Annotated in this window: 12 protein-coding genes; 8 read left to right on the forward strand and 4 right to left on the reverse strand. The window is 72.2% G+C overall.

Annotated features, from left to right (window positions below):
* Positions 1 to 146: 146 nt before the first annotated feature.
* The 5 genes from DK412_RS29830 to DK412_RS29850 all read left to right on the forward strand — a co-directional run bounded on the left by DK412_RS29830 (position 147) and on the right by DK412_RS29850 (position 4,185).
* Positions 147 to 863 carry a response regulator transcription factor gene (locus DK412_RS29830; protein ID WP_048430384.1) on the forward strand — a complete coding sequence of 239 codons (717 nt, stop codon included), beginning with the start codon at positions 147 to 149 and terminating at the stop codon, positions 861 to 863.
* Between the two features lie 172 nt (positions 864 to 1,035).
* A complete protein-coding gene (locus tag DK412_RS29835; RefSeq protein WP_245572002.1) occupies positions 1,036 to 2,745 on the forward strand; it encodes a sensor histidine kinase in 1,710 nt (569 codons plus the stop codon).
* A gap of 4 nt (positions 2,746 to 2,749) precedes the next feature.
* Positions 2,750 to 3,199 carry an HPr kinase/phosphatase C-terminal domain-containing protein gene (locus DK412_RS29840; RefSeq protein WP_109974961.1) on the forward strand — a complete coding sequence of 150 codons (450 nt, stop codon included), beginning with the start codon at positions 2,750 to 2,752 and terminating at the stop codon, positions 3,197 to 3,199.
* Positions 3,200 to 3,287: 88 nt separating this feature from the next.
* Positions 3,288 to 3,689 carry a PTS sugar transporter subunit IIA gene (locus tag DK412_RS29845; RefSeq protein WP_093570933.1) on the forward strand — a complete coding sequence of 134 codons (402 nt, stop codon included), beginning with the start codon at positions 3,288 to 3,290 and terminating at the stop codon, positions 3,687 to 3,689.
* A gap of 166 nt (positions 3,690 to 3,855) precedes the next feature.
* A complete protein-coding gene (locus DK412_RS29850) occupies positions 3,856 to 4,185 on the forward strand; it encodes an HPr family phosphocarrier protein (protein ID WP_099904387.1) in 330 nt (109 codons plus the stop codon).
* A gap of 14 nt (positions 4,186 to 4,199) precedes the next feature.
* Here the strand turns inward: DK412_RS29850 and DK412_RS29855 are convergent, their stop codons facing one another.
* From DK412_RS29855 to DK412_RS29870, 4 genes are all read right to left on the reverse strand, one after another.
* Complete coding sequence (locus DK412_RS29855) at positions 4,200 to 5,156, reverse strand: GNAT family N-acetyltransferase (RefSeq protein ID WP_109974962.1); 957 nt, start codon at positions 5,154 to 5,156, stop codon at positions 4,200 to 4,202.
* Between the two features lie 118 nt (positions 5,157 to 5,274).
* Positions 5,275 to 6,384, reverse strand: a complete 1,110-nt coding sequence (locus tag DK412_RS29860) for a GTP-binding protein (protein ID WP_109974963.1) — start codon at positions 6,382 to 6,384, stop codon at positions 5,275 to 5,277.
* A 53-nt stretch (positions 6,385 to 6,437) separates the two neighbouring features.
* Complete coding sequence (locus tag DK412_RS29865) at positions 6,438 to 7,220, reverse strand: hypothetical protein (protein ID WP_109974964.1); 783 nt, start codon at positions 7,218 to 7,220, stop codon at positions 6,438 to 6,440.
* A gap of 4 nt (positions 7,221 to 7,224) precedes the next feature.
* Entirely contained in the window at positions 7,225 to 8,715 is a 1,491-nt protein-coding gene (locus DK412_RS29870) for a serine hydrolase (protein WP_204165468.1), read from the reverse strand.
* Between the two features lie 381 nt (positions 8,716 to 9,096).
* Here DK412_RS29870 and queE point away from each other — a divergent pair, with 381 nt between their 5' ends.
* The 3 genes from queE (at position 9,097) to DK412_RS29885 (ending at position 10,909) form a co-directional block, all read left to right on the forward strand.
* The gene (gene queE / locus DK412_RS29875) at positions 9,097 to 9,729 is read left to right on the forward strand and encodes a 7-carboxy-7-deazaguanine synthase (RefSeq protein ID WP_109974965.1); all 633 of its coding nucleotides are present in this window, start codon (positions 9,097 to 9,099) and stop codon (positions 9,727 to 9,729) included.
* A 114-nt stretch (positions 9,730 to 9,843) separates the two neighbouring features.
* Positions 9,844 to 10,200: a 6-carboxytetrahydropterin synthase QueD gene (gene queD / locus DK412_RS29880; protein WP_109974966.1), complete on the forward strand. Its 357-nt coding sequence runs from the start codon at positions 9,844 to 9,846 to the stop codon at positions 10,198 to 10,200.
* A gap of 28 nt (positions 10,201 to 10,228) precedes the next feature.
* Entirely contained in the window at positions 10,229 to 10,909 is a 681-nt protein-coding gene (locus DK412_RS29885) for a nucleotidyltransferase family protein (protein ID WP_245447353.1), read from the forward strand.
* Positions 10,910 to 11,408 lie beyond the last annotated feature (499 nt).

Raw genomic sequence — 11,408 nt, forward strand, 5'->3', positions numbered from 1 at the left:
GAATCGTGGCGTCGTCGCCACTGTCCAGCCTTTTTCCGGACGGGGGCGGCGGCTCACGAGATCTGCCCCGGAACCGGTTTCAGTCGGGTGGCGTTCAGCAGGGCCGGTATGTCCTGCGAGCGACGCCCGAGCCCCAGGGAACGCCCATGCCGACCATCGCCCTCGTCGATGACGACCGCAACATCCTGACCTCCGTGTCGATCGCCCTGGAGACCGAGGGCTACCGGATCCAGACCTACACCGACGGGGCCTCCGCCCTCGACGGGCTGAAGCACTCGCCGCCCGACCTCGCGATCTTCGACATCAAGATGCCGCGCATGGACGGGATGGAGCTCCTGCGCCGCCTGCGCCAGAAATCCGACCTGCCGGTGATCTTCCTGACCTCGAAGGACGAGGAGATCGACGAGCTGTTCGGCCTCAAGATGGGCGCCGACGACTTCATCCGGAAGCCGTTCTCGCAGCGCCTGCTGGTCGAGCGGGTCAAGGCGGTGTTGCGCCGCTTCGCCGCCAAGGAGGCCGGGCCCGGCGCCTCGGCCCGCGAGGCGGAGGCCGCCGCCGCCCGCTCGCTCGAGCGCGGCCAGCTGATGATGGACCCGGAGCGCCACACCTGCACATGGAAGGGCGAGCCGGTGACGCTTACCGTGACCGAGTTCCTGATCCTGCAGGCTCTGGCCCAGCGCCCCGGCGTCGTGAAGAGCCGCAACGCCCTGATGGACGCGGCCTACGACGACCAGGTCTACGTCGACGACCGCACCATCGACAGCCACATCAAGCGCCTTCGCAAGAAGTTCAAGGTGACCGACAACAGCTTCGACATGATCGAGACGCTGTACGGCGTCGGCTACCGTTTCAAGGAAATGTGAGTCGCTTGACCAGCAGAGATGTGACCGCGTGAGCGACGGATCGGCTCTCGGCGCCGTGCGCCGCCTGCTCGCCAACAAGGGATTGACCCGGGGCCGCCTCCTCGGCGGTGCGGGCCCGAGGCCGTCGAGCGAGATCGACCCCGACGCCGAGGCCGCGCGCGAGCCGTTCGGCCTGCGGACGGTCCGGCGCTGGATCGCCCAGCGCTTCGCTTCGAGCCTGACCCGGCGCATCGTGGTCCTGAACCTCGCCGGGCTGATCGCGCTGCTGATCGGCTTCCTCTACCTCAACCAGTTCCGCCAGGGCCTGATCGAGGCGCGGGTGCAGAGCCTGCTGACGCAGGGCGACATCATCGCCGGCGCCATCGCGGCCTCGGCCACCGTCGACACCGACGCGATCACCATCGATCCCGACCGCCTGCTCCAGCTCCAGGCCGGCGAGGCAGGGGCCTACGGCGACGAGGCCCCGTCGGGCCTGGAATTCTCCCTCAACCCGGAGCGGGTCGCCCCGCTCCTGCGCCGCCTGATCACGCCGACCGGCACCCGCGCCCGGGTCTACGACCGCGACGGCACGATGCTGATCGATTCGCGCGGCCTCTACATCCGCGGCGACCTCAGCCGCGACCCGCCGCCAGCCCGCAAGGACAGCCCGAACCTGATCGAGCAGGCCTGGAACGCGGTGCGCAGCCACGTGCCGGGCCTCGGCCGCCCCTCCTCCGCCGACGAGCCGGGCCCCGCCGACGGGCGCACCCTGCCGGAGGTGCAGCGGGCGCTGGCCGGCGCCCGCGGCACTTTGGTGCGCCGCAACGGCCCGGGCGAGACCATCGTGTCGGTCGCGGTGCCGATCCAGCGCGGCCGCACCGTCCGGGGCGCCCTGCTGCTCTCGACCCAGGAAGGCGACATCGACAAGATCATCGCCGCCGAGCGCTTCTCGCTCCTGCAGGTCTTCATCATCGCGGCGCTCGTGATGGTGGTGCTGTCGATGCTGGTCGCCGGCCAGATCGTCGGCCCGGTCGGGCGGTTGGCGGAAGCCGCGGAACGGGTGCGCACCGGCATCAAGTCGCGCCAGGAGATCCCCGATTTCACCCGGCGCACCGACGAGATCGGCCACCTCTCGGGGGCGCTGCGGGACATGACCCAGGCGCTCTACCGCCGCCTCGACGCGATCGAGAACTTCGCGGCGGATGTCTCGCACGAATTGAAGAACCCGCTGACCTCCCTGCGCAGCGCCGTCGAGACCCTGCCGCTCGCCAAGACCGACGAATCGCGCGGCCGGCTGATGCAGGTGATCCAGCACGACGTGAAGCGCCTCGACCGGCTGATCAGCGACATCGCCGACGCCTCGCGCCTCGACGCGGAACTCGCCCGGGCCGAGGCCGGCCGCGTCGACCTGAAGAAGCTGATCACCACGGTGGTGTCGGTCGCCAACGAGCGCCGGCGCCGGGGCGACGCGGCGATCGACCTCACGGTCGAGCCGGCCCCGGCCGGCCTCGACGATCCGTTCGCGATCCTAGGCCACGACAGCCGGCTCGGCCAGGTGGTCAACAACCTGCTCGACAATGCCCGCTCGTTCTCGCCGAAGGGCGCCAGCGTCCGGGTGGCGCTGCGGCGCCGGCGCAACGCCGTCGAACTGACCGTGGAGGATGACGGGCCGGGCATCCCGCCCCACGCCCTGGAGCGGATCTTCGAGCGCTTCTACACCGACCGGCCGGAGCAGGGCTTCGGCCAGAATTCGGGCCTCGGCCTCTCGATCTCCCGCCAGATCGTCCAGGCCCACCGCGGCACGATCCGGGCCGAGAACCGCCTCGGGCCGCTCGGGGAGGACGGCGAGCCGGCCCTGCTCGGCGCCCGCTTCATCGTCCGCATCCCGGCCCGGAGCCGCTAGCGCCGTGGGCGCCGTTCACGCCAGCTGCGTCGTGCTGGGCGAGGATGGCATCCTGATCCGGGGGCCGGCAGGGAGCGGCAAATCGACCCTGGTGCGTGACCTCCTGGGACTCGGCGCTATCTCCGGCGTCTTCGCGGCTCTCGTCGGCGACGACCGCGTGACCCTGACGCCGCGGCACGGACGCCTCGTCGCCGCCCCGCACCCGGCTCTCGCGGGGCTCCTGGAGATCCGCGGCCTCGGCCTGCAACCCGTTGACGCCACGGTGCCTTCCGCGGTCCTGCGCCTCGTCGTCGACCTCCAGGAGGCCGCCCCGCGGATGCCCGAGGAGGGGGCGGAGACGATCCGTCTCCAGGGAGTGGCCCTCCCGAGAATGGTCCTGTCGCCGGACCCCGGCCGGGCCGCAACGGTGATGTGGCGCTGGCGCCGCCTCCGTGTCATGATGATGACCGATTGATGCGGATTTCGCCGCATTGCTCTTGCGCTCGCCTTTGCGCTGCACAAAATGGCGGCTCGGCTCCAACGGGGCGTCGGAACTCGTGTCGATGATTGGAATGGTGCTCGTCACCCACGGCCTGCTCGCGACGGAATTCAAGGCCGCGCTGGAGCACGTCGTGGGGCCGCAGGATCAGCTCGAGACCATCACCATCGGCCCCGAGGACGACATGGAGGTCCGTCGCAAGGACATCATGTCGGCGGTGTGCCGGGTGAATACCGGTGAGGGCGTCGTCGTGCTGACCGACATGTTCGGGGGCACGCCCTCGAATCTCGCCCTCTCCTGCATGAACGGCGGCTCGGTCGAGGTGGTCGCCGGCATCAACCTGCCGATGCTGATCAAGCTCGCCAGCGTGCGCGACGAGGAATCCCTGGGCGAGGCGGTGCTCCACGCCCAGGAGGCGGGGCGCAAGTACATCAACGTCGCCTCGCGGGTGCTCGCCGGCAAGTAGGCCGGGCGAGCGGCTGCGCCATCGCCCCCGCCTCGATTCCCGCGCCATCCGCTCTAGCTTTCTGCGGGCGTCCGGTTACCGTGACCGGCCGTTTCCCGATGATGCGCGCGAGAGCCGGACGACCCTCAGGCAGGTCCGAACCGGGTCCGAGCAGGTGCCCCCCACGATGACGCCCTTTGCCGACACAGACGACGAGGACGGCGAGCTGCCGCCGGTGCCCGAGGGCGCCAGCGCCCGCGACCTGCCGATCATCAACCGCCGCGGCCTGCACGCCCGGGCCTCCGCCAAGTTCGTGCAGACGGTGGAGAAATTCGGCTCGGAGGTCACGGTGAGCCGGGGTGGCGAGACGGTGGGCGGGCGCTCGATCATGGGCCTGCTCACCCTCGGGGCGGCGCAGGGCACCAGCATCCGGGTCACGGCGCTCGGGCCGGACCAGGATTCCTGCATGGAGGCGATCACCGCCCTCCTCGCCAACCGCTTCGGCGAGGACGAGTAGCCTTTACCGCCTGCTCAGGCCCGCAGGCGCATCAGGCGGTGCAGGCCCGTCGGCTTCGGCCGGACGGCGGCCAGCGCCTCCACCGTCACCACGGCCTCGACGCGGGCGGGCGCCTTCATCGGCACCGGGCCTTGCGCCAGGCACAGGCCCGCCTGGCGCCAGATCGTGTCGTGCCGCCCGGTCGCGAGGTGCACGGCCGCCGCCACCACCTCCCCGTCCCGCCGCACCAGATCGACGCAGGCCTGCCGGCGGTGGGCGAAGCGCCGGGTCACCACCCGGAACGCCGTCGCCGCCGCGGGCTCGGCGAGCAGGCTGCCGGTGCCGCGCCGCGCATCGAGTACCAGGAAATGCTCGACCGCGTCGCGCAGGCGCGCCGGATCGCGTACCCGCTCCAGCGAGGTCCGGCCGGCCGGCAGGGTCAGGGGGACCGGCTCGGGCGCGGGTGCCTCGGCCTGGTCGGTGATCGCGAGGCGCCGTCCGGTCGCGCCCGCGGCCTCGCCGAGGGCGACCGCCAGCCCTGAAACAGGCCGCAGGTCCGGCCAGTGCAGGTCGACGAGGCGCAGCCGCGATCCCCGCAGGTGGTCGAGGGCGGCGCGCAGCACCGCGGCGGCGTGGCCGGCATCGACCGCCGCCTCGGCGGTGCCGGCGAGCGGCAGGCGCCAGAGCCGGGCGCTTCCGGCGAGGCCCTGGCGCGCCGGCAGCCGCAGCGGCAGCACGCCGCGCAGGGTCGGGGCGCGCAGGCCGTCCTGCCACACCATCAGCAGGACCAGGGTCTGCCCGTCGGCGAGGTGTTGCGCCATCGTCAGGGTGAAGTCGGGATCGGCGTAGACGCTCGGCTCGAGCGACCTCGCCATCAGGCTGCGCCACGCCTCGACCTCGGGCTCGCGCAGCGAGGCGGGGTGGCGCAGCTCTGCCCGCAGGCCCACCGCACCGGTCAGCCCGCCCTCGATCAGCGTCAAGGAAGTGCCCATCGCAGCCTCGTTCCGGGTCACCCGTCCTGAAATGGGACGGCGGCGCGGCCCCAGCGGCCGCGCCGGACGAGACGGTTCAAGCGCCGTGCCGGCCCGGAGCGGGATCAGCCCCCCGCGATCAGCCGCCCGGAATCGCCAGGGGGTTGCCGGTCAGCGCCGCGGCGTCCGGCGCGTCGATCGCCGGCCGGCCCAGGAAGGCGTCCCACAGCCGGCGCACGAAGGCGGGGTCGAGGTCGCGCACGATCAAGACCAGCCGCGAGCGGGTGTCGCCGTCGGGCCAGGCCGGCAGGGTGGCGGGCGTGTGGACGACGTGCTGCACCCCGTGCACCACCACCGGCCGGCCGGGATCGTCGGCGAGCGCCACCAGCCCCTTCAGGCGCAGGAGCTTGGGGCCGTGGGCCGAGCGCAGCAGGTCGAGGAACATCTCGAAGGCCGCCCGCGGCACCGGCTCGTCGCTCACCAGGTGGAAGGCCCGGATCGCCGCGTCGTGCCGGTTGACGTCGTGATGGTGGTGGCCGTGATGGTGGTCGTGACCGTGATGGTGGTGGTCGTGGTGCCTGTCCTCCGCCCCGAGCCAGGCCCGCACGTCGGCGACCTTGCCGTCGAGGTCGAACAATCCGCCGAGCAGCGCGTCCGCCGGCGCGTCCGGTGCCAGGATCGTGGCCCCCGGGTTGATCCGGGCGAGGCGCGCGCGCAGGGCGTCGGCCTCGTGGCCCGCGAGGTCGGCCTTCGTCACGACCAGCCGGTCCGCCACGGCGGCCTGGCGCAGGGCCTCGGGATGCGCGTCGAGGGTGCCGTCGCCGTTGACCGCGTCCACCACCGTGACCACGCCCTGGAGCGCGTACCGCATCGCCACGTAGGGGTGGTAGAGCAGCGCGTGCAGGATCGGCGCCGGATCGGCGAGGCCGGTGGTTTCGATCACCACCCGGCGGAACGGCTGGATGCGACCGTTGTCGCGCTTGCGCAGCAGGTCCTCCAGCGTCGCGATCAGGTCGCCCCGCACGGTGCAGCACAGGCAGCCGGCCCCAAGCAGGATCATCCCCTCGTCCACCGTCTCGATCAGCAGGTGGTCGAGCCCGACCTCGCCGAACTCGTTGACGATCACCACCGTGTCGGCGAGTTCCGGCGCGCGCAGCAGCCGGTTGAGCAAAGTGGTCTTTCCGGCGCCGAGGAAGCCGGTGAGGATTGTGAGCGGGATCGGGGCCGGGCGGCCGGAGGCGTCGGTCATGGGTGGTCTCGTCGGACTGTGACTCCGCGAACTGCGCATCCGGCCGCGGAACGTCAATCCCGGTCCGCGGTACCGGTGAGCGGCACCCGCTCCAGCACCCCGCCGTCGAGGACCTGGTCGTCGGTGGCCCAGAGCAGCCAGAGCGCGTCGAGCGTGAGGCGCAGGATCGGCCGGTCCCACCAGCTTTCGATGAGCGCGGCGAGGCTCGCGGCCTCACGCCGATCGAGGTCGTCCGTCAGCGCGTGCAGGCCGACGACGTAGAGGCCGCTCGGCGGGCGGCCCATGATCCGCTGGATGTCCGCCAGCCGGTCCACCCCGTCGCGGCACTCGGGATAGACCCGCAGGTAGAGCCGCCCGAGATTGACATTACCCGAGAACAGGCCGCGCAGTTCGACCGTGACCGGACCGAAGCCGGCGAGCGCCGTCCGCTGCGCCGGCGTGAGCGCCGGCTCCGCCGCCGGACCGACCGCGAGCGAGCCGCACAGGGTGGCATGCAGGCGACCGGCACGGCGCGCGGCGACGTCCCAGGCGATCTTGTGGGCGAAGGGCGCGACGCGCAGTTCCCTCTCCAGCTCGGCATGGGCCGGGGCGGCGGCGAGGGAGGCCTGCGGCACCGGCAGCACCAGCGACACGACCCGGGGATGGCGCCCACGCGCGTAGTATCGGCCGACTTTCGCCGGGATCACGGCCGGGTGGTCGGGCGCCACCAGGGGCAGGTGGGCCAGACGGTAGGCTTCGTCGAGGACGAGCCCTTCGCCCGGTGCGAACCGGGTCCGGCTGCGGCGATAGGCCAGGGCGTCGTCGGAGCAGAAAACCGGTGCCGCGGTCGCGGCCACGGGCTCAGTCGTCCTTCTTGCGGGCCGACTTCACGGTCGGCTTGGCCGCCGGCTTGCCCGTTGCCTTGGCCTCGGGCTTCGTCGCCGGCTTCGCGTCCTTGGCGGCCGGCTTCGCCGCGGGCTTCGCGGCGCCCTTGTGGGCGGGTTTCGGCTCGGCGATCACCGAGGTGGCCGGGCCGGTCGAGGCGAAGGCGGAGGCCGCGGCCGGTGCGGCGCCCCTCTGGCGGGCGAGGAGCTTCGGCTGCGGCACGGTGGCGCCGGTCGCCGCGATGCTGCGGCTCGGGGCGGGCTTGTGCGGCGCGGGCTTCGCCACCTTCACCCGCGGGGTGACCGGCTTGGCCGGCGCCGCCTCGTCGGTCGCCGCGATGGCGCTCTCGGCCGGGTCGCGGCCGGTCCAGACCAGCACCGGCTGCAACGGGGCCCGGGGCGGCAGGGCGCGATTGCGCAGGGCCGCGCTGTTCATGGTGGCGAAGGCAAGGGCCGAGGAGGGCTGCGCGCCCACCGCCATCAGCTGGGCATTGGCGTTGTCGGCGTTGCCCCCGGCGGCGGCGCCCGCGGTCACGGCGGAGGAGTCGGAATCCGTCGGCATCGGCCGGCGCTTGTCGCAGATGTAGGGCCGCATGTCCGGCGGGCTCGCGATGCTCGACGTCGGCATCTCGTTGAGCGTCTGGCTGCCCCAGCCGAAGGTCGACTGGCCGAAGCCGTAATCGAACAGGTCGGCGGCCTTCAGGTCGCGCTCGCGGGCGCTCGCCTGGCCCATCACCACCGTGAGGATGCGCCGGCCGTTGCGGTTGGCGCTCGCCACCACGTTGAAGCCGCCCGAGCAGATGAAGCCGGTCTTCATCCCGTCGACGCCGGCGTAGCGGCCGAGCAGGCCGTTGTGGTTCGGCATCACCGCGCGGCCGAACTGGATCGCCGAGATCGAGAACAGGTCGCGGTTCTCGGGGAAGTCGCGCAGGAGCGCCCGGCCGAGGACCGCCATGTCGCGGGCCGAGGTCCATTGCCGCGGGTCGGGCAGGCCGTTGGGGTTGTACCAATGGCTCTCGCGCATGCCGAGGCGCTGCGCGGTCTCGTTCATCCGGTCGGCGAAGCCCTCGATCGAGCCGCCGAGATTCTCGCCGATCGCCCAGGCGACGTCGTTGGCCGACTTCACCATGATGATCTTGAGGGCGTTGTCGAGGGTGAGCTGGGTGCCGGGCTTGAAGCCCATCTTGGAGGGCGGCTCGGCCGCGGCGGCCTCCGAGATGGTGAGCAGCTGGTCCATCGAGGCGCGGCCCTGGCGCACCATGTCGAGGGCGACGTAGGTCGTCATCAGCTTGGTGATCGAGGCCGGGTACCAGGGATCGGTGGCGCCCTGGCTGAAGATCACCTTGCCGGAGTCGACGTCGACGACCAGCATCGGCGCGGTGACCGCCCCCGCCGTTCCGGCGGCCAGGAGAGCGCCGAGGCCGAGGAGGCGTCCGGCGAGGCGCGGCAGCAGGGCAGCTCTGAACATTCCGATGGGTTCCCGTCATGCCGGTGCCACCCTGCAGCGCCTCTCGCGACCGTCCGGCCTCGGCTGATGAGGCCGTCCGGTCACGCCGCCCCGGGCACCGCATGGCGGACCGACCGTGATTGTAGGGCAACGGCACAGCTTTTGACAGCGCCGCGCGACGCCCCCATGAACGCACCATCCGTGGCGGGAGCATGGCGGCGCTGCCATCCCGCGCCCGTCCACAAGCCGGTCCACAGCGGCGCGGGGGGCCATGCAATGCGGAGGAGACTTGCGCCCGGTGCCCTTGCCGGCGCGATCCCCATCTGACACGGCAGGACGACCGCAGACATCGACAGGGAGCACCGCGCGACGCCGACCGGCGCCGCGCGACGACACGACATCATGAGCTACGCCGTCAAGGAGATCTTCCACACCCTCCAGGGCGAGGGCGCCCAGGCCGGGCGCGCCTCGGTGTTCTGCCGCTTCGCCGGCTGCAACCTGTGGAGCGGGCGCGAGGCCGACCGGGCGGAGGCCGTCTGCCGCTTCTGCGACACCGATTTCGTCGGCACCGACGGCACCGGGGGCGGCCGCTTTTCCGACGCGGAGGCGCTGGCCGGGGCGATCGAGCGGAGCTGGAACGGGGCCCGCGGCCGGCGCTACGTGGTGTTCACCGGCGGCGAGCCGCTGTTGCAACTCGACGAGGCGCTTCTCGCGGCCGTCCATGCCCGGGGCTTCGAGGCGGCGGTGGAGACCAACGGCACCCAGGTGCCGCCGGCGGGGATCGACTGGGTCTGCGTGAGCCCCAAGGCCGGCGCGCCCCTGCACCTCACCCGCGGCGACGAGCTGAAGCTCGTCTTTCCCCAGGCCGGCCTCGACCCGGACGCCCTCGCCGAACTCGACTTCCGGCACCTCTGGCTCCAGCCGATGGACGGGCCGGACCGGGTCGCCAACACGCAGGCCGCGGTGGCCCATTGCCTGCGCGACGCCCGCTGGCGCCTGAGCCTGCAGACCCACAAGCTGATCGGGATCCCGTGAGGCCTTGAAGGCCGCGAGACCTCCCGCGAGACTGCAAGACCCGCACGAGGGTTCGCCCGCCGGACCATCGGTGCTAAGGGGCGGCCCGACCCCAATCCCCAGAACCATGCACAGATGAAGATCACCCAAGCCTTCACGTTCGAGGCGGCGCACCGGCTGCCGAACGTGCCCCCGACCCATCGCTGCCACCGCATGCATGGCCATTCCTACCGGGTGGAGCTGACCCTCGACGGGCCGGTCGACCCGGAGACCGGCTGGGTGGTGGATTTCTTCGACGTCGAGGCCGCCTTCGGGCCGGTGCTGGAGCGCCTCGACCATTACTGCCTCAACGAGGTGCCGGGACTCGAGAACCCCACCGCCGAGCACATCGCGGTCTGGATCTGGGAGAAGACCCGGCCGGCCCTGCCGCTCCTGTTCTCGGTCAAGGTGTTCGAGACGCCGATGTCCTGGGCTGAATATACCGGCGCGTGAGCGCCGGGCGGGCGGAATACACCGGCGCGTGAACGACACGGAAGCGGAACACCACCGGCGGCTCACGGCGATCGTCCGGGCCGATCCGGACCTGATGCGGCTGCTCGACGCCGCCCGCGGCCTCGCCCTGCCGCAATGGCGCCTCGTCGCCGGCTGCCTCTACCAGACGGTCTGGAACGTCCTGACCGGCCGGCCGCGGGGGCACGGCATCCGCGACTACGACCTGATCTACTTCGACGACGCCGACCTGTCCTGGGAGGCCGAGGACGCGGTCCTGCGCCGCGCGGCCGCATGCCTTCCCCCCTGCCCCGGCCCGGTCGAGATCCGCAACCAGGCCCGGGTCCATCTCTGGTTCGAGGGCCGCTTCGGGTCCCCCTACCCGCCCCTGCCGTCGGCCGATGCGGCGCTCTCCCGCTACGCGGCGATCGTCCACGCGGTCGGGGTGCGGCTGGAGGCGGATGGCGGCCTCTCGATCGCAGCACCCTTCGGCCTCGCCGACCTGTTTAGCCTGGTGCTGCGCCCCAACCCCGTGCTGGCCAACGCGCCGGCCTACGAAGCCAAGGCCGCGCGGATGCGGGCGCTCTGGCCCGAGCTGACGGTGCTGCCCTGGCCTGGGGCGGAGGGCGCCCCTGTCAAGTGCGCGGACGACACGGCGGCGGTTTCCACCGGCCTGTCCCCGGCGCCCTCCCCGCTCTCGACAAGCCGTTGAACCCGCTGGCGTCTTTCGCAAGCCTTACGCGCGCTTCAACGAAACGGCCACGATTCCAGGACCTTGCCGCCGGACAGGCTGTGGACCGGGCGTGGGCGGAAGACCAGCGTAACGATCGCTTTACCCTGCCGCCGATCGTTCCTGTTGCGAAGCTTCCCCCGGAGGCCATACTTTTCCTCATGCCCGCCGCTCGCGCGGGTCTCGTCCCGCTCTCGATCGACGAACCGGTTCGGTTTCGCGGCGCACCCGCCGCGGAGACGCCGCGACCTGCCGCCAACCCGCGGCGGCGCCTCGCGGATTCCGGGCCTGAGGTCCTTAAGAGAAACGAGACCAGTTGTTGATAGACCGGGACGAACCACGGGGAAAACGGCCGGGAGGGAGTTGACTTCCCGGGCCTTCGACCCGGCCGCCCGGCCCCTCGTCCGGGGCCATGGCGGCAAGCGTATCTGCGTACGGGCCGGGAGCGGGCAGCCGCCACCGGGCCGAGAAGGGACCAGTC

It is taken from the genome of Methylobacterium sp. 17Sr1-1, assembly GCF_003173775.1.
GTDB lineage: Bacteria > Pseudomonadota > Alphaproteobacteria > Rhizobiales > Beijerinckiaceae > Methylobacterium.

Bases quoted from the DNA above. Each gene is read 5' to 3' on its own strand.
- DK412_RS29860 (WP_109974963.1), bottom strand. From the start codon at position 6,384: ATGACCGACGCCTCCGGCCGCCCGGCCCCGATCCCGCTCACAATCCTC.
- DK412_RS29830 (WP_048430384.1), top strand. From the start codon at position 147: ATGCCGACCATCGCCCTCGTCGATGACGACCGCAACATCCTGACCTCC.
- DK412_RS29850 (WP_099904387.1), top strand. From the start codon at position 3,856: ATGACGCCCTTTGCCGACACAGACGACGAGGACGGCGAGCTGCCGCCG.
- DK412_RS29870 (WP_204165468.1), bottom strand. From the start codon at position 8,715: ATGTTCAGAGCTGCCCTGCTGCCGCGCCTCGCCGGACGCCTCCTCGGC.
- queD (WP_109974966.1), top strand. From the start codon at position 9,844: ATGAAGATCACCCAAGCCTTCACGTTCGAGGCGGCGCACCGGCTGCCG.
- DK412_RS29845 (WP_093570933.1), top strand. From the start codon at position 3,288: ATGATTGGAATGGTGCTCGTCACCCACGGCCTGCTCGCGACGGAATTC.
- queE (WP_109974965.1), top strand. From the start codon at position 9,097: ATGAGCTACGCCGTCAAGGAGATCTTCCACACCCTCCAGGGCGAGGGC.
- DK412_RS29855 (WP_109974962.1), bottom strand. From the start codon at position 5,156: ATGGGCACTTCCTTGACGCTGATCGAGGGCGGGCTGACCGGTGCGGTG.